Origin of the sequence: Micromonospora sp. C81 (assembly GCF_018070425.1) — a bacterium.
In the GTDB taxonomy this organism is placed as follows: domain Bacteria; phylum Actinomycetota; class Actinomycetes; order Mycobacteriales; family Micromonosporaceae; genus Micromonospora; species Micromonospora zamorensis.
The window spans coordinates 434,668-452,396 of the sequence record NZ_JAGPXS010000002.1 but is presented as its reverse complement, the minus strand read 5'-3'; the positions used below and the strand labels follow the sequence as shown (position 1 = coordinate 452,396).

At 72.9% G+C, this 17,729-nt stretch carries 13 protein-coding genes; 8 read left to right on the top strand and 5 right to left on the bottom strand.

The window, feature by feature from the left end:
* Nucleotides 1-10: 10 nt before the first annotated feature.
* Nucleotides 11-1,351, bottom strand: coding sequence for a type VII secretion-associated serine protease mycosin (gene mycP, locus KBX46_RS05645; RefSeq protein WP_210791329.1), 1,341 nt, complete (start codon nt 1,349-1,351; stop codon nt 11-13).
* Nucleotides 1,352-1,425: 74 nt separating this feature from the next.
* Complete coding sequence (gene eccCa / locus KBX46_RS05640; RefSeq protein WP_210791327.1) at nt 1,426-5,409, bottom strand: type VII secretion protein EccCa; 3,984 nt, start codon at nt 5,407-5,409, stop codon at nt 1,426-1,428.
* 101 nt (nt 5,410-5,510) lie between these two features.
* On the opposite strand from eccCa, the gene eccD reads away from it, so the two are divergent.
* Nucleotides 5,511-6,914, top strand: coding sequence for a type VII secretion integral membrane protein EccD (gene eccD / locus KBX46_RS05635; protein WP_210791325.1), 1,404 nt, complete (start codon nt 5,511-5,513; stop codon nt 6,912-6,914).
* A gap of 32 nt (nt 6,915-6,946) precedes the next feature.
* Here the strand turns inward: eccD and KBX46_RS05630 are convergent, their stop codons facing one another.
* On the bottom strand, nt 6,947-7,453 hold the full coding sequence (locus KBX46_RS05630; RefSeq protein WP_088950549.1) for an inorganic diphosphatase: 507 nt from the start codon (nt 7,451-7,453) through the stop codon (nt 6,947-6,949).
* A 611-nt stretch (nt 7,454-8,064) separates the two neighbouring features.
* Between KBX46_RS05630 and dacB the strand changes: the two genes are divergently transcribed.
* From dacB to tilS, 3 genes are all read left to right on the top strand, one after another.
* Nucleotides 8,065-9,540: a D-alanyl-D-alanine carboxypeptidase/D-alanyl-D-alanine-endopeptidase gene (gene dacB, locus KBX46_RS05625; RefSeq protein ID WP_210791490.1), complete on the top strand. Its 1,476-nt coding sequence runs from the start codon at nt 8,065-8,067 to the stop codon at nt 9,538-9,540.
* 103 nt (nt 9,541-9,643) lie between these two features.
* Nucleotides 9,644-10,714 (top strand): zinc-dependent metalloprotease, encoded by a 1,071-nt coding sequence (locus KBX46_RS05620; RefSeq protein ID WP_088950548.1) that lies wholly within the window; start codon nt 9,644-9,646, stop codon nt 10,712-10,714.
* 10 nt (nt 10,715-10,724) lie between these two features.
* Nucleotides 10,725-11,717 carry a tRNA lysidine(34) synthetase TilS gene (gene tilS, locus KBX46_RS05615; RefSeq protein ID WP_210791323.1) on the top strand — a complete coding sequence of 331 codons (993 nt, stop codon included), beginning with the start codon at nt 10,725-10,727 and terminating at the stop codon, nt 11,715-11,717.
* Nucleotides 11,718-11,724: 7 nt separating this feature from the next.
* On the opposite strand, the gene KBX46_RS05610 is transcribed toward tilS, so the two are convergent.
* Nucleotides 11,725-12,687, bottom strand: coding sequence for a GlxA family transcriptional regulator (locus KBX46_RS05610; protein WP_099849138.1), 963 nt, complete (start codon nt 12,685-12,687; stop codon nt 11,725-11,727).
* A gap of 150 nt (nt 12,688-12,837) precedes the next feature.
* On the opposite strand from KBX46_RS05610, the gene KBX46_RS05605 reads away from it, so the two are divergent.
* The 4 genes from KBX46_RS05605 (at nt 12,838) to folE (ending at nt 16,894) form a co-directional block, all read left to right on the top strand.
* Nucleotides 12,838-12,975, top strand: coding sequence for a hypothetical protein (locus tag KBX46_RS05605; RefSeq protein WP_185755438.1), 138 nt, complete (start codon nt 12,838-12,840; stop codon nt 12,973-12,975).
* A gap of 100 nt (nt 12,976-13,075) precedes the next feature.
* On the top strand, nt 13,076-13,651 hold the full coding sequence (gene hpt, locus KBX46_RS05600) for a hypoxanthine phosphoribosyltransferase (RefSeq protein WP_179781302.1): 576 nt from the start codon (nt 13,076-13,078) through the stop codon (nt 13,649-13,651).
* Nucleotides 13,652-14,180: 529 nt separating this feature from the next.
* Nucleotides 14,181-16,199, top strand: a complete 2,019-nt coding sequence (gene ftsH / locus KBX46_RS05595; protein WP_088950543.1) for an ATP-dependent zinc metalloprotease FtsH — start codon at nt 14,181-14,183, stop codon at nt 16,197-16,199.
* 35 nt (nt 16,200-16,234) lie between these two features.
* Nucleotides 16,235-16,894, top strand: a complete 660-nt coding sequence (gene folE, locus KBX46_RS05590; RefSeq protein ID WP_088950542.1) for a GTP cyclohydrolase I FolE — start codon at nt 16,235-16,237, stop codon at nt 16,892-16,894.
* Between the two features lie 90 nt (nt 16,895-16,984).
* On the opposite strand, the gene KBX46_RS05585 is transcribed toward folE, so the two are convergent.
* Complete coding sequence (locus KBX46_RS05585; protein ID WP_088950541.1) at nt 16,985-17,704, bottom strand: hypothetical protein; 720 nt, start codon at nt 17,702-17,704, stop codon at nt 16,985-16,987.
* Nucleotides 17,705-17,729 lie beyond the last annotated feature (25 nt).

Here is a 17,729-nt window from a genome sequence, read left to right as displayed (position 1 = left end):
TGGGCAGCGATCAGCGGGCCCGTTGCCGGAGCCGGCGCACCACCAGGGCGACGCCCCCGACCAGGGCGACGATCAGCACAACTCCGGTCCACAGCTGTTCCGGTGCCGAGGTGTCCTGGCCGCCCGCCGCCCGGGCCGTCCACCTGGTCTGCTGGCGGGGTGCGGCAAGACCGAGCGGGTCGCTGCCGGCGCCGGCCACCGGCTCGTCGTCGGCCGAGCCGGGGGCGGGGCCGAAACCCGTCACGCCCGGCGACGTCTGGTCGTCCAGTGGGTTGGCGGTCACCGGCGGCACCTGGGCGGTCAGCGCGGCCACCGGGTCGACCACCCCGTACCCGAAGCGGTCGTCCCGCCCGGTCGGGCCGAGGTCCCGGGCGGTGGCCAGCAACCGGTTGACGACCTCGCCGGCGGGCATCTGCGGGTAGCGGGACCGGACCAGCGCGGCGGTGGCCGTCACCAGTGGCGCTGCGAAGCTGGTGCCCTGCACCCGCCAGTACCCGTCGGGAGACTTGGCGCCGACGAGCCCGCTGGCGGGAGCGGTGAGCACCGTCGCCTGGCCGGTGATCGACCCGGACCACAGGTTGTCGCTGCTGCGTTCGAGGCCGGCGACCGCGATCACGCCCGGCTCGCGGGCCGGGTACCAGACCTTGGTGCTCGTGGAGGTCGCCAGGTTGCCGGTGCAGGCGATCACGACCACGTCCCGCACGAACGCGTAGTCCAGGGCCGCGGCCAGGGCCGGGCTGTCGCCGCTGCCGCCCAGCGACAGGTTGATCACGCGGGCTCCGTTGTCGACGGCCCAGCGGACCCCCTGGGCGACGATCAAGGCGTCGTCGTAGCGGTTCTGCTCGTCGAGCACCCGGACCGGCAGGATCCGGGCGTCCGGTGCCAGGCCCACCACGCCTCGTTTGTCGTCGCTGCGCCCGGCGATCAGGCCGGCGACCGTCGTGCCGTGCCCCACCGGATCCGGACCAGCCCCACCCTCGGGGCCGACCAGATCCTTACCGGGCAGCACCTGGCCGACCAGGTCGGGATGATTGCCGTCCACTCCGGAGTCGACCACCGCGACGATCACGCCCCGGCCGGTCGAGCTGCGCCAGGCCGTGTCGGCCCGCAACTCGTCGAGCTGCCACTGCTCGTCGCGGACCTGGTCGGTGCGGGTGACGGTGTCACCGGGGGCGAACGCCATCGGCGCGCCGGCGAGCTGTCCGCCGTTGGTGGGCGCGGCGACGGGGGCGGCCGCCGCGGTCGGGGCCACCACAGCGAGCGCCGCGGCCACACCGAGCAGCGCCCGGCCTGCCGTCCGGCGGGCCACTGACGGACCGCTGTGCCGAACCCCAGTCACATCCTCAGCCATTCATCCCGACGGAACCATGACGATCGGAGATTACCGGTTTCCCCACCTGTCACGGGAAGAACCGGCGAGTCAGGTCACGGTGGCGGAAGTTGCGCGAGCTGAACGAGGCGTACGCCCTCTCGCCGGGTGACCAGTCGGCCACGGCCCGGCGGCAGCGGGCCGGGTCGCACCGATCCGACGAGTGCGCCCTCCTCGGGGCTGCCCGCCATCACCAGACCAGCGGTGGACAGCTCCCGCAGTCGCTGCACGATCGGCTCGTACTGGGCACGGCCCGCGCCACCGGAGCGACGGGCCAGCACCAGGTGCAGCCCGACGTCACGGGCGTGCGGCAGGTGCTCCTCCAGCGCCCGCAGCGGGTTCGCAGGACCGGACGCCACCAGGTCGTAGTCGTCCACCAGCACGAACAGCTCCGGGCCAGACCACCAGGAGCGGTCCCGCAGTTGTTGCGGGGTGACCTCCGGCCCGGGGGCCCGCCGTTCCAGATAGCCGGCGGCCGACTCGACCAGCTCGGCGGTGTGCGCCGCAGCGGTGCCGTACCCGATCAGGTGTGGCGTCTCGATGGCGCCCAGCAGGCTGCGCCGGTAGTCGACCAGGATCACCCGGGCCTGCTCGGGAGTGAACCGGGTGGTGATCGACGTGGCCAGCGCGCGGAGGAACGAGGACTTGCCGCACTCCGAGTCCCCGAAGATCACGAAATGTGGCTCGGTGGCGAAGTCGAGCAGCACCGGGCGCAGGTCCGCCTCCGCGATCCCGATCGGCAAGCGCAGCCCGGTCGTCGCGGCGAGGTCCAGATCGGCGTACGGCAGCACGGGCGGGAGCAGCCGGACCCGGGGCGCCGGAGGACCCGCCCACCCGTCGGCAGCCCGTTTGACCAGGTCGGCGGTGTCCCCGTTGGTGGCGGCGAGCTGAGGTAGCGCGGTGAGGAAGTGCAGCCCCTCCGCGGTCACCCCTCGACCCGGACGCTCCGGCACGTTCGCCGCCGCACGCCTGGCCACGAGCGAGTCGGACGGGTCGCCGAGGCGCAACTCCAGGCGGGAGCCGAACAGGTCCCGGATCGCCGGGCGGAAGTCCAGCCAGCGCAGAGCGGTGGCGACCACGTGCAGCCCGTACGACAGGCCCCGGGTGGCCAGGTCGGTGACCAGGGGTTCCAGGTCGTCGTACTCGCCTCGGACGGTGCTCCAACCGTCGATCACCAGGAACACGTCACCGAACGGGTCGGCGCCCGGCTGGTTGGTCGTTCCCGCGGCGGCGCGGCGCTGCCGGTACGTGGCCATCGACTCCACGCCCAGCTCCGCGAAGCGGCGTTCCCGATCGGCCAGCAGGGTGGTCATCTCGCCGACGGTGCGCCGGACGGCGGTCGGGTCGGCCCGGCCGGTGACCCCGCCCACGTGCGGAAGGTCGCGCAGCGCGGCCAACCCGCCACCACCGAAGTCCAGGCAGTAGACCTGCACCTCGCCCGGTGTGTGGGTGAGCGCCAGCGCGCAGATCAGCGTGCGCAGCGCGGTGGACTTGCCGCTCTGCGGCGCGCCGACCAGCGCGACGTGCCCGGCGGCGCCGTCCAGGGCCAGCCAGAGCAGGTCCCGGCGTTGCTCCAACGGCTTGTCCACGACGGCCAGCGGCACGCCGAGTGCGCCGTGCAGCTCCGGGTTGCCCACGGTCAGGCCGCGTTGCGGGTCCACCTCGACCGGGCCGAGCAGCTCGTCCAGGGTCGGCGGCTGACCGAGCGGCGGGAGCCAGACCTGGTGCGCCGGTGGGCCCTGCCCGACGAGCCGGTCCACCAGCAGGTCGAGCAGTGTGCCCCTGCCCTCCTCCTCGGCGACGACGGGCACGACCGGGGCGGTCGGCTCGGGCACCGGCACGACGTGGGTGGTGAAGGTGAGCAGCCGCGCGCCGCCCTCGACGGCGACGCCGGCCGTCGCGCTCCGACGGCGGACGGCACCGGAGACGTACGCGGCCTTGAACCGGGCCAGCGGGTCGGTGCCGGCGCGCAGGTAGCCGTGGCCGGGCGAGCGGGGCAGCTCGTGCGCGTCCGGCACCCCGAGCACCGTGCGGGACTCCAGTGCGGAGAAGGTGCGCAGTCCGATCCGGTACGACAGATGGGTGTCCAGCCCGCGAAGCCGTCCCTCCTCAAGTCGCTGACTGGCGAGCAGCAGGTGCACACCGAGGGACCGGCCCAGCCGGCCGATCTGCACGAACAGGTCGATGAAGTCGGGCTTGGCGGAGAGCAGCTCGGAGAACTCGTCGCAGATCAGCAGCAGCGACGGCAGCGGGGCCAGTGGGCTGCCGGCCGCCCGGGCCCGCTCGTAGTCGCGCACGCTGGCGAAGTTGCCGGCGCGCCGCAGCAGCTCCTGGCGGCGGACCAGCTCCCCGTTGATGGCGTCGACCATCCGGTCGACCAGGGGCAACGCGTCGGCCAGGTTGGTGATCACGGCCGCGGTGTGCGGCAGCCGGTCGAACGAGGCGAAGGTGGCACCACCCTTGAAGTCGACCAGCACGAAGTTGAGCTGCTCGGAGCTGTGCGTGGCCGCCAACCCCAGCACCAGCGTGCGGAGCAGCTCGGACTTGCCGGAACCGGTCGCCCCGATGAGCAGGCCGTGCGGGCCCATCCCGTCCTGGGCGGACTCCTTGAGGTCCAGTTCGATGGCACCGCCGTCGGTGCCCACCCCGATCGGCACCCGCAGCCGCTCCCGCGCCGAGCGTGGCAGCCAGCCCTGCTCGGCCGTGAAGCTCTCCGGATCGCCGAGACCGAGCAGCTCGGGAAGGCCCAGGTCGGCCTGGAGCGGGGCGTCCGGCCCGCGTGCCGTACCGGCGAGCCTGAGCGGCGCCAACCGTCGGGCGACCGCCTCGGCGTCGGCGAGGTCGAGCTGGTCGGCGATGCCCACCTCGGCATGCCCGTCGGACGACCGCGAATGCAGTCGCCGGCCGTGTAGCTCCAGCAGCAGCGCGTACCGGTCGAGCAGCCGGGGCGGCGGAGTGTCCAGGTCCAGCACGGTGACCGCGTCGATGCCGCCGTCACCGGTCAGGTCACTGGCCCCGGTCAGTTCGCCGCCGTCGAGGACCACCACCACGTGCGGGCCGTCGGTGGCTGGGCCGGCCGGGCTGAACCGGGAGCGGCTGGCCAGCACGTCGGCCAGCAGCGCTTCCAGCTCGGCGGCGGAGCTGGTCACCAGTCGTACCGGGCCGAGCGCGTCGGTGCGGCTGGGGTGGTGGGCGTGCGGGAGCCATTTCACCCACTCCCAGCAGGCGCGGCGTTCCGGTCCCGCGCACACCGCGACGAGCAGCTCGTCGGGGGCGTGGAAGACCGCGAGTTGGGTCAGCACGGCCCGGACCAGCGCCTGCGCCCCCGGGTCACCGGTGGGCGGCCCGCTGGTGGCCGGTCCGCCACCCCCGGTGCGGCCGGCGGGCCGGACGTGCACCCGGGCGAAGCTGCGCAGCGACAGCGCCACCGGCAGGTCCGGCACCACGGAGTACGCGTCCAGGAAGCGACGCAGCGCGCCGGCGGTCATCGGCTCCAGCTCCTCCAGTGGCCGGGTGACCGGTGGGACGAGCGGGGTGGCCAGTGTCTGTGGCCCGACGGCGACCCGCACCACCGCGAAGTCCGGGTCGGCGGGGCGCCGCTCCCAGACCCGGTGGCTGTCCACCGTCGACCAGAGCCCGCCCGGGTCCGGGTGCCGGTAGAAGAGCCCGGCCCGCTGCTGCCCGGCGGTCCGCCGCACCCGCCGGCGCAGCGTGGCCAGGTGCCGCAGGTACTCCCTGCGGGCGGCCATCATCTCGGACTTCTTCGGGGTGCCGGAGGCGCTGCCCCAGGACGTCACCAACATCGCCAGCGAGGAGAGCCCGAACATCCCACCCACCACGTACGAGTAGGCGCCACCGCCCCGGCCGAACATCATGGCCATCGCCACCGTGCCGCCGAGCATGGGCAGCAGCATGAGCATCTGCTGCCACCGCCCGCCGGCCACCACGGGAATCTCCGGTGGCGCCTCGACCGGCAGCTCGCCGCTGGGGATCTCCGGCGCTGGTCGACGTGGCGGACGCTTGATGACGACGGTGGACACTCGGCCTCCTGACAGCGCTGGGTAACCCGAGCCGGACTCATGGTAGGTAAAGTCCTGTCGTCCGCGCAGCCTCCGATCCCCCTCGATATGGAGACCAGTCGATGACTACCGGGCTGGCACGCGTCACCATCAGCGCGCCGCAACGACGGGTGGACGTCGCCCTGCCGGAGCAGGTGCCCCTGGCCGAGCTGCTGCCCGACGTGCTCCGGCACGCCGGTATCGGGCTGGCCGACGACGGCGAACAGCACGGCGGCTGGGTCCTGCGCCGCACCGACGGCGCGTTGCTCGCGACCGCCCAGGCGCTGCTTCCCCAGGGCGTCCGCGACGGCGAGGTGCTGCACCTGGTGCCGGCCCGCGCGCACTGGCCCGAGCTGGAGTACGACGACGTGGTCGAGGCGATCGCCGACGGTGCCCGTCGCCGGGGCGGCGCATGGTCACCCACCGCCACCCGGGCCGCCGGTCTGGCCGGTGCCGGCGTGCCGCTCGCCGTCGGGCTGCTCGCCCTGCTCGCCGGTGGGCCGACGTACCGGCCTGGCTGGCTGGCGGCCGCTGCCGTGGCGCTGCTGCTCACCGTCGCCGGCGCGGTGGCCTCCCGCGCCAACGGCGACGGCACCGCCGGGGCGACGCTCGGCGGCTACGCGCTGCCGTACGCGTTCACGGCCGGCGCCCTCGCGGTCGGCTCCGGCGACCCGGTCGTGCCGTTCGGGCCGGCCCGCTGGGTGGGCGCTCCCGAGCTGCTGGCCGGCTCGGTGGCGCTGCTGCTGGTGGCGTTGATCGGCCTGCTCGGGGTGGCCAGCCGGCTGAGGGTCTTCGTGGCCGGTGTCACGGTTGGGCTGACCGGCGCCTGCGCAGCGCTCGGCGGGCTGCTGCTGACCCCGGCCGGCACGGCGGCGGTGCTGCTCAGCGCACTGGTCTTCGCCGTCGGCGTGATCCCGCTGCTGGCCATCCGGCTGGGCAAGTTGCCCCTGCCGCCCATCACCCTGCCGACCTCGGCCCCCGCCGAAGAGCCGGAGCGGGCCCGGGACCTGCCGGACCGGAGTCGGGTACACGCCGCGGTGACCCGCACCGAGGAGATGCTCACCGGGATGTTGATCGGGCACGCCCTGCTGGCGGTGGCCGCGGCGGTCGTCCTCGGGGCGGTCGGCGGAACGGCCGGCCGGGTGCTCGTGGCGGTCACCTCGGCCGTGCTGCTGCTGCGGTCGCGGCTGTTCGTGGCACTGCGACACCGGGTCCCGACGGTGCTCGCCGGGCTGGCCGGCTACGCGGTGCTGGGCGCGGCACTTGTCGGCCGGGCCGACGACACAGGGCGGCTGGCGCTGGTCCTGGGCGGTGCGGCGCTGGCCCTGGTGGCCGCCGCGGCCGGCACCTCGTACGCCCGTCGGCCGGTCTCGCCGTACGTCGGAAGGGTCGCGGACCTCACCGACACGGCCCTGGTGGTCGCCGTGGTGCCGATCGCCTGCGCGGTGCTCGACCTGTACGACCGGGCCCGAGGGCTGCTCGGTTGAGCGGCCCCCGGGCCCGGTGCGTCAGCGGTCGGTCAGTGCATGGATTCGCCGCGCGCCTCAGCGTCCCTGGCCCGCTTGTAGGAGGCGTGGACCTCGGCCTCGGCCTCGGTGCGGCCGACCCAGGTCGCGCCCTCCACCGACTTGCCGGGCTCCAGGTCCTTGTACACCTCGAAGAAGTGCTGGATCTCCAGCCGGTCGAACTCGCCGAGGTGGTGGATGTCGCGCAGGTGCTCCTGGCGAGGATCCTCGTAGGGCACGCAGAGGACCTTGTCGTCCCCGCCCTTCTCGTCGGTCATCCGGAACATGCCGATGGTGCGGCAGCGGATCAGGCAGCCCGGGAAGGTCGGCTCGGGGACGAGCACCAGCGCGTCCAGCGGGTCGCCGTCCTCGCCCAGAGTGCCCTCGATGAACCCGTAGTCGGCCGGGTACTGAGTCGAGGTGAAGAGGGTGCGATCCAGCCGGATTCGGCCGGTCTTGTGGTCCACCTCGTACTTGTTCCGGTGACCTTTGGGGATCTCAACCGTCACGTCGAAATCCATCTGCACGCTCCCTCGTCTGCCCACGCTGGCTAACGGAACCACTGGCGCCCCTCCGGACAGGTGAATGCCCACCCGCCGACTCCGGCCGCCGCATAGTCTTCGGACCGAAGTAGTGTCACCCAAGCCGATTTTCGCTGGGGGAGGAGGGGGTCGTGGGGAGGGAAGATTCACACTACCGCCCGGACGGGGGCTCCGCGCACGGTACCGGACGATCCGGATCCGGCAGTGCGACGGGGCGGGTCCCGGTGCCTGACGCCCACCTCCCACGGGCCCCCGAGCCAGCGAATCCGGGCTCGGAGCGGATGCCCGAGCGGCCCGCGCCGCTGCCCTGGCGCTCGCCGACCGGGTCACCCCCGCCCAGCCCGAACCCGGGTCGCTTTCCGGTGGTCGGTGGCGACCGGCCGGTGAGCGGTCCGTCGCGCGGCAGCGCCTCGGTTCCGGTCAGCCCCGCCTCGGGCGGCCCGTCGCGTGGGAGCGCTTCGGTTCCGGTCAGCCCCGCCTCGGGCGGCCCGCCGCGCGGCAGCGCTGCGGTTCCGGTCAGTCCGGCACCGACCGGCCCGCAGGGCCCCGGTCCGAGTGACCCCGGTCGAGTTCCACCGCTGGGTCCGCCGATCTCCGCACTGCCCGCGCCCGGTGACGCCGGGCCGGCGCCCGCGCCCGTCGCGTCGGGCCGCCGGCGGCTACCTGTGGTGTTGGCGGTCGTGCTGCTGCTGGTGCTCGCCGGCGTCGGAGTCGTCGTCGCCCGGCCCGGCCCGGTCGCCGGGTGGCTGGGCGACGAGCCCGAGTCTGCGTCGAACGCCGCCGGGGCGACCCCGGAGCCCAACCCGTCGGACGTGCTGGCCGGCCCGGACCCGAACGCCCCGGTGCCCACCCCCGACGGGGTACGTGCCGCGCTCGACCCGCTGGTCGGTGCCGCCGTCCTGGGCAGCCGGGTGAACGTCTCGGTGGCCGACGTGATCTCCGGCCAGACGCTGTTCGCCAAGGGGGCGGACGACGGCACCGTGCCCGCCTCGGTGACCAAGCTGGCGACCGCGGTGACCGTCCTGGCAGCCCGAGAACCCGGTTACCGGATACCCACTCGTGCGGTGGCCGGCGCGAAGGCCGGCGAAGTGGTGATCATCGGAGGCGGCGACCCGACCCTGGCGATCGACAAGAAGGGCTACTACCCGGGAGCTGCGCGCCTCGACGACCTGGCCGCCCAGGTGCGCACCGCGCTCGGCGGCACCACCCCGACCAGCGTGACAGTGGACGGCTCGGTCTATTCCGGCCCGGTCTACGGCCCAGGCTGGGACGCCGACATCCCCACCGGCGGGTCCGGGGGCGCGGTGACCGCGTTGATGACCGACGGCGGGCGCAGGGACCCGGGCGCCGAACACGGGGCCGCCGAGCGGTTCGCCGAGCCGGACCTGGCCGCCGGCAAGTCGTTCGCCCGACTGCTCGGCGTGCCCACCGACGCCGTGAAGCGTGGCGCGGCCCCGGCCCAGGCCGCCGCCGGTGGCACCCCGGCACCGGGCACCGAGCTGGGCGTGGTGCAGTCCCCACCGCTGATCCGGATGGTCGACATCATGATCAGTGAGAGCGACAACCTGGTGGCCGAGGCGCTGGCCCGTCAGGTCGCGCTGGCCCGCAACCAGCCGGCCTCGTTCGACGGGGGCGCCGCCGCGATGGACGCGGAGGTGGCCGAGCTGGGCCTGCCGGCGGACGAGATCACCCTCTCCGACGGCAGCGGGCTGTCCCGACGCAACCGGATCAGCCCGTCGCTGCTGACCGACCTGGTCCGGCTGGCGGCCAGCCCGGACCATCCGGAGTTGGCCGGCGTGTTCGGTGGTCTGCCGGTTGGCGGCTGGTCCGGGACCTTGGACGAGCGCTACCGCACCGCACCCGGCACCGCTCCCGGTGCGGGCAGCGTCCGGGCCAAGACCGGCACGCTGACCGCCGTGCACTCCATCGCGGGCCTGGTCACCACCGCAGACGGTCGGCTGCTCACCTTCGCGGTGCTCACCGACCAGGTGCCGGGCGGCAAGGAGACCGCCCAACCGGCGCTGGACCGGATCGCCGCCGCCCTGGCCGGCTGCGGCTGCCGCTGACCGTCGCCTGTCGCGGGTCTCCGCGCCTGCCGGCGACCGCCATCGGTGTCGAGCGGCGACGCGAGGCCGGGCCGGGGTGTCGCGGCGCGGGTACGGTGGGTCCATGGCGCAGTTCGTGGACTGGGATCTGGCCGCCGCCACCGCGGGGGCGCTGAGCAAGTCGGGCCCCCGGGTGTCGTACACCGAGGCCACCGACGTGGTCGGCGACCTGCGTCGGCTGACCGACGAGGCGGCCGGGCACGTGGCCGACTACACGGGGTTGAAGGCGCAGGTGGCGCACCCGCCGGTGCGGGTGGTCGACCGGCGTGACTGGGCCGCGACCAACATCGCCGGTCTCCGCGAGGTGATCACTCCGCTGGTGAGCCGGCTCTCCGGTGACAAGCAGCCGGGCGCGTTGACCGAGGCGATCGGGTCCCGGTTGACCGGCGTCCAGGCCGGCACCGTGCTGGCGTACCTCTCCGGCCGGGTGCTCGGCCAGTACGAGGTCTTCTCGGCCGACCCGGGCCAACTGCTGCTGGTCGCACCGAACATCGTCGAGGTGGAGCGCAAGCTCGGCGCCGACCCCCGGGACTTCCGGCTCTGGGTCTGCCTGCACGAGGTGACCCACCGCACCCAGTTCACGGCGGTCCCGTGGATGCGCGCGTACTTCCTGAGCGAGGTGCAGGCCTTCGTGGACGCCTCGTCCAGCGGCGGCGAGCACATGGTCGAGCGTCTGCGGCGGGGCGTTTCCACGCTGTCCGACGTGGTCCGCGACCCGGACAGCCGCACGAGCGTGCTGGACATCGTGCAGACCCCCGCGCAGAGGGCCGTACTGGACCGTCTCACCGCGCTGATGACCCTGCTGGAGGGGCACGCCGAGTTCGTCATGGACGGCGTCGGCCCCCAGGTGATCCCCAGCGTGGAGCGGATCCGGGCGTCGTTCAACCGACGCCGGGAGGCGGGCAACCCGGTGGAGAAGGCGATCCGCCGGCTGCTCGGGGTGGACGTCAAGATGCGCCAGTACGCCGAGGGACGCAAGTTCGTCCACGGTGTGGTGGAACGGGTCGGCATGGAGGGGTTCAACTCGATCTTCAACTCGCCGCTCACCCTGCCCCGGCTGTCGGAGTTGGGTGACCCGGACGCCTGGGTCGCCAGGGTGCACGGCCCGGCCGGCACCATCCCGGCCGCTGGCTGATCACCCGCCGGTGGCCGCGCTCGCCCCGCCGGTGGCCGCGATCCGGGTGGCGGTTCGCCGCGCTCTGACCGGTCTGTCGTCCGACGGGCCGGTGCTGGTCGCCTGCTCCGGCGGCGCCGACTCGCTCGCCCTCGCGGCGGCCACCGTGTTCGTGGCGCCTCGGATGGGCCGCAGCGCGGTGCTCGTCACCGTCGACCACGGCTTGCAGGACGGCTCCACCGAGCGCGCCGAGGCGGTGGCCGCCTGGGGCCGCGAGGTCGGGTTCTCGTCGACGACAGTGGTGCCGGTGGAGGTGGCCAGGCGCCCAGGTGGGCCGGAGGCGGCCGCCCGGGAGGCCCGCTACGAGGCATTGGCCGAGGCGGCCCAACAGCAGAACGCGGTAGCGGTGCTGACCGGGCACACCCGCGACGACCAGGCGGAGACGGTGCTGCTCGCCCTTGCCCGGGGCGCCGGCCCCCGCGGGTTGGCCGGGATGCCCGCCCGGCGGGAGTTGGACGGTGTGCCGCTGCTGCGCCCTCTGCTGGAGATCAGCCGGGACCAGACGCGGGCCGCGTGCGCCGTGCTGGGGCTGAACCCATGGCAGGATCCGCACAACGCCGACCCGTCGTACGCCCGGTCCCGGGTGCGGGCCGACCTGCTGCCGGCGCTGGTACGCGCGCTCGGTCCCGGCGTGGTGGACAACCTCGCGCGTACCGCCCGGCTGGTGGCGGCCGACAACGCCGCGCTGGACGAGTTGGCGCAAACGGCACTGGCGGCGGTCCGGCACCCTGCCGGCGGCCTGTCGGTGCCGGAGCTGGTCGGCCTGGTTCCCGCCGTGCGCGGCCGGGTGCTGCACTCCTGGGCTCGTGAGCTGGGCGCCCTGCCGGGGGCGCTGTCGCACCGGCACGTCGCCGCGCTGGACGCGCTGGTCACCGACTGGCACGGCCAGGGCCCGACCGATCTGCCGGGCGGTGTCCGGGTGCTCCGCCGCGCCGACCGACTGTCACCCGTCACCCCGGGCTGAGTCCTGGTCAGGCGCTGTGCGCCCGGTCCCGGAAGGTGGTCCGGTAGCTGTGCGGGGTCGCTCCGACCCGGCGGCTGAAGTGGTGCCGCAGCGCCGCCGCGTCGCCGAAGCCGGCCTGGTCGGCGACCGCCTCCACGCTCAACGGGGTCTCTTCGAGCAGCCGTCGGGCGAGGAGCACCCGCTGGTTGGTGAGCCAGTCGTGCGGGGTGGTGCCGGTCTCGGCGCGGAAACGGCGGGCGAACGTGCGAGGCGCCATTCCGGCGCGGGCGGCCAGCTCTTCCACGGTGATCGCCCGGTCCAGGTGACCCATCAGCCACTCCAGCACCGGCTCCAGGGTGGGCGCCTCGGGTGCCTTCGGGATGGGGGCCTCGACGTACTGGGACTGACCGCCGTCGCGGTGCGGCGGGACCACCATCCGCCGGGCCAGTCGGGTCGCGGTGGCCGAGCCGTGCTCCTGACGGATCAGGTGCAGGCAGGCGTCGATGCCGGCCGCGGTGCCTGCACTGGTGAGCAGGCGACCGTCCTGGACGTAGAGCGAGTTGCAGCGCACCCGGGCGAGCGGGTGGCGGCGTTGCAGCTCGTCCACGTACCGCCAGTGGGTCGTGCACTCCCGGCCGTCGAGCAGGCCGGCCTCGCCGAGCAGGAAGGCGCCCGAGCAGACGCTGAACAGGTGCGCCCCGCGCGCGTCGGCTCGGCGCAGCGCGTCCAGCACCGGGCCGGGAACGGTGGTGCCCTGGCTGTGCGCGGGGATGGCCACCAGGTCGGCCTCGTCGACCGGGCCGAGGTCGGCGTGCGGGGTGAGGTGGAAGCCGGACGACGTACGCACCGGAGCACCGTCGGGGCTGCACACCTGGAAGCGGTAGCCGGGGAAACCGTCGGCGGTGCGGTCGGTGCCGAACACCTCGGCGAGCACGCCGAGCTCGAAGGGGGCGACCTGGTCGAGAGCGAGAACGGCGATGGACCGCAGCATGTGACGAGGGTAACCCGATGGGTGGCAGTAAATCGATGACCAATGGCATTGCTGCCACTGTCCGGTCGGCGTGAGTGGTCGCAGACTGGTCTCAGTCCGGTGCGCACCGGCGGCGAAACCGACAGCAATCATGCGAAAGCGAGCGCCGCCATGGAGTTCCTGTTCTTCCTCCTGTTCCTCGTCCTGCTCGTCGCCGCCTCGGCCGCCGGCCTCACCGCCGACAGCCACGACTCGGCCGACTGGAAGCCCACTGACGACGGCCGCCGCTGGCGGTCACGCACCAACTGATGTGATTAGCGTAATTTGCCGAGAAAATCCCTGGCGGGACCGCGCCAAAAGGTGCGGCCCCGCCGACGGAGGCCATCCGACGTACGGCAGGCTAGGAGTCATGGCTGACGGCTCCTGGTACGACGCCGACATCGACCACGTGATCATCTCGGAGGCGCAGATCCGCGAGAAGACGGCGGAGCTGGCCAAGCAGGTCTCCGCCGACTACTCCCACGTGACTGACGGCCTGCTGCTGGTGTGCGTACTCAAGGGCGCGGTGATGTTCATGGCGGACTTCGCCCGGGCGTTGGGCCGCAACGGTCCGCCGGCCGAGCTGGACTTCATGGCCATCTCCTCCTACGGCCAGGGCACCACCTCCTCCGGGGTGGTCCGCATCCTCAAGGACCTGGACCGGGACATCGCCGGCCGGCACGTGGTGGTCGTCGAGGACATCGTCGACTCCGGGCTCACCCTCTCCTGGCTGCTGCGCTACCTGGAGTCGCGTTCGGCGGCCAGCGTCGAGGTGGTCGCGCTGTTCCGCAAGCCGGACGCGGTCAAGGTGCCGGTCCCGGTGAAGTACGTCGGCTTCGACATCCCCACCGAGTTCGTGGTCGGGTACGGCCTGGACTTCGGTGAGCGCTACCGGGAGCTGCCGTACGTCGGCGTGCTCAAGCCCGAGGTCTACGCCCGCTCCTGACGCGGGACGCGAGCTGTCGGGGCGACCCGGCGGCGTCGTGAGGCAAACTCGCATCGGCATCCATCAAGCCGACGTTCAGCGCGCTCTCAGCTCTTGCGGTTACCGTGGACCACGGTGGCCCGGAGGTAACTCCGCGCTCGACCCCCTCGACCGCGTGACCGGGCGTTCAGGTGGCCGGGCAGGACTCCCCGCCACGCCGGTTCCTACCCGGACCCGCCGTACGTTCGGTGCCGGGCTGGTGGGCCTGCCCACGGTGCGTGCCGTCGATCCCGAAGGTGCGCCTGGTGCGGAGGCTCGCAAGCTCGCTCCTCGCGTACGCGCGGCTTTTGATGGTGCACGACTGCGGGGCTCGCAAGCTCACTCCTCGCGTACACGGTGTACCGTCGAATGACCGCGGCGCGGCAGTTTCGCGCCTCGGGGTCGAGGCCGGCCCGCACGGCGGCTCCGGCTGCCGCTCACCGCGGCGACACCATCAGACGGTCAGGACGTCGATCAGGAGGATGCGGGCGCCCCGGCGCTCGACAACAGTATGGAACGTACGCGTTTCTTCCGCCGACCGGTGGTCTGGATCATCCTGGTCATCCTCGGCGCCGTTGTGCTCAGTCAGCTGTTCACCGCTGGTCCCAGCTACCACCGCGTGGACACTTCCGTTGCGCTCGATCAGCTGCACACCGCCAAGATCAACAAAGTTGTCTTCCAGGACAAGGAGCAGACGCTCCAGCTCGACCTGGCCCAGAAGACCAAGTTCGGTAAGACCGAGACCAACAAGATCGAGGCTCAGTTCCCGTACCAGGCTGGCGACCAGATCTGGAACGAGGTGCTGGACGCCAAGGCGAACAACCGGGTCACCGGCCCGGCCGACGCCAAGGTCTCGTCGGACAGCATCTGGGTGAGCCTGCTGGTCAACCTGCTGCCGATCGCGCTGCTCGTGCTCCTGCTGCTGTTCTTCATGTCGCAGATGCAGGGCGGCGGCTCCCGGGTGCTCAACTTCGGCAAGTCCAAGGCCAAGATGATCACCAAGGACACTCCGAAGACGACCTTCGCGGACGTCGCGGGTGCCGAGGAGGCCGTCGAAGAGCTGTACGAGATCAAGGACTTCCTGCAGAACCCGGCGAAGTACCAGGCCTTGGGCGCCAAGATCCCGAAGGGCGTGCTGCTGTTCGGCCCGCCCGGCACCGGCAAGACGCTGCTGGCCCGCGCGGTCGCCGGCGAGGCCGGGGTGCCCTTCTACTCCATCTCCGGCTCCGACTTCGTGGAGATGTTCGTCGGCGTCGGCGCCAGCCGGGTCCGTGACCTGTTCGAGCAGGCCAAGACGAACGCCCCGGCGATCGTCTTCGTCGACGAGATCGACGCCGTCGGCCGGCACCGTGGCGCCGGCATGGGCGGCGGCCACGACGAGCGGGAGCAGACGCTCAACCAGCTGCTCGTCGAGATGGACGGCTTCGACACCAAGGGTGGAGTCATCCTGATCGCGGCCACCAACCGGCCGGACATCCTCGACCCGGCGCTGCTGCGCCCGGGCCGGTTCGACCGGCAGATCCCGGTGGACGCCCCCGACATGGAGGGCCGCAAGGCAATCCTGCGGGTGCACGCCAAGGGCAAGCCGTTCACGCCCGACGTCGACCTCGACGCGGTGGCCCGTCGCACGCCGGGCTTCAGCGGCGCCGACCTGGCCAACGTGATCAACGAGTCGGCCCTGCTCACCGCTCGTAAGGAGCAGCGGGCGATCACCAACGACTCGCTGGAAGAGTCGATCGACCGGGTGGTCGCCGGTCCGCAGCGACGGACCCGGGTGATGAGCGACAACGAAAAGAAGATCACCGCGTACCACGAGGGTGGGCACGCGCTGGTCGCCTGGGCGCTGCCGCACGCCGCGCCGGTGCACAAGGTGACGATCCTGTCGCGTGGCCGCTCGCTGGGCCACACCCTGGTGCTCCCGACCGAAGACAAGTACACCCAGACCCGCGCCGAAATGATCGACACCCTGGCGTACGCGCTGGGCGGCCGGGCCGCCGAGGAGCTGGTCTTCCACGAGCCGACCACCGGTGCCGGCAACGACATCGAGAAGGCCACCCAACTGGCCCGCGCGATGATCACCCAGTACGGCATGAGTTCCAAGCTCGGCGCCATCAAGTACGGCACCAGCGGAGACGAGCCCTTCCTCGGTCGCAACATGGGCCACGAGCGGGACTACTCCGACTCGGTGGCCGCCGAGATCGACGGCGAGATGCGGGCACTGGTCGAGCTGGCGCACGACGAGGCCTGGGAGATCCTGGTGGAATACCGGGACGTCCTGGACAACATCGTGCTCGAGCTGATGGAGAAGGAAACCCTCTCCACGGCCGACATGGCGCGGATCTGCTCCCGGGTGGTCAAGCGCCCGCCGCTGGCTCCGTACAACGGCTTCGGCAAGCGCCAGCCGTCCACCGAGCCGCCCGTGCTCACCCCCGCGGAGAAGGACAAGCTCAAGGCGCAGGCCGAGGCTGACGGCGCGCAGGCGTCCGTCGGTGGCGGGGCGCCGTCCAACAACTCGGACGGCACGCACTGAGCAACGACCCGACGGCCAGCTCCCCCCACCGGGAGCTGGCCGTCTCCGCGACCGAACCCGACGACGAGCTCGACTTCGTGGCCGCGCGGCTGATCAGCGGCAAGCTGACCGGCCGCCCGGTCGAGGACGCCGTCGACCTCGGCCGGATCGAGAAGGCCGTCCGCGAGATCCTGATCGCCGTCGGTGAGGACCCGGACCGCGACGGGCTCCAGCAGACCCCGGCCCGGGTCGCCCGCGCGTACGCCGAACTCTTCGCCGGCCTGCGGGTCGACCCGGCTCAGGTGCTCAGCACCACCTTCGAAGCCAACCACGAAGAGCTGGTGATCGTTCGGGACATCGACGTGATGAGCCTCTGTGAGCATCACCTGTTGCCGTTCCGCGGCAGCGCGCACATCGGCTACATCCCCGGCCCGGACGGGCGGATCACCGGCCTGTCCAAGCTGGCCCGACTGGTCGAGGTCTTCGCCCGTCGACCCCAGGTGCAGGAGCGGCTCACCTCGCAGGTCGCCGACCTGCTGATGAGCAAGCTCGCCCCACGCGGCGTCGTCGTCGTGCTGGAGTGTGAGCACATGTGCATGGCGATGCGCGGCATCCAGAAGTCCGGTGCCAAGACCATCACCTCAGCCGTGCGCGGCATCCTGCAGACGGACTCCAAGTCGCGGGCCGAGGCGATGGCGCTGATCATCCCCCGCTGACACCCCTGGACACACCACGGCCGGCCGACCCCCTCCCGGGACGGCCGGCCGTTTCCGTTGCTGCCCGTCCTCCCGGGAGACCTCGGTGGGTCAGCCGGCCAGCAGGGCCAGCAACAGGCCTGCCGTGACCAGCACCGCCGGCACCAGGCACACCAGCGCACCGAAGCGCACCGTACGGTCCAGCCGCTCGGCGGGGCCCACACGGAACAACCGACCGATGCCCACCCACCCGGCGACGAACGCGACCGCCGGCATCGGCAGCCCGCAGATCAACGCCGCCACACTGGCCGGCCCGATCCCCGTGGCCGCGTACACCGCGACCTGGATCAGCGGCACCACCAGCGCGAACGGCCCGTACACCAGGAGGTTGCGGGCACGCGCCGGCCACGACCCCGGCCGGAACCGGCCGCGCGCAGCCAGGGCCGCGTCCGCCGCCTCGGCCCGACCCCGCGCGGCCCGCAGCGCCGCCAACACCGCAGCCGGGCCGCCCGCCATCGACCGGGCCGCCTCGGTCAGCTCCGGCGGCGACGGCACCAGGGAGATCGCCGGTACGCCCAGCTCCCGCAGAAGTTCCTGCTGACTCGCGAGCCCACTACGGACCACCGTCAGCTCTTCCCGGGCAGCCTCCGCCGACCGGGCCTGCTCACCCGCTGCGGCAGCCGCGCTGCGGCGTACCCCGTCCAGCTGACGTGCCGCGGCCAGATACTCACCCCAGGCCGCGCCGGGCTCGACCGCCGTCGGCGTGGCGTCTCCGCCCGCCGCAGCGGCCCGCTGCCGCCCCGGCCCGGTCACCGTCGCGTTCGGACCCATCTCGACACCCCCGCTCGCGTCACCG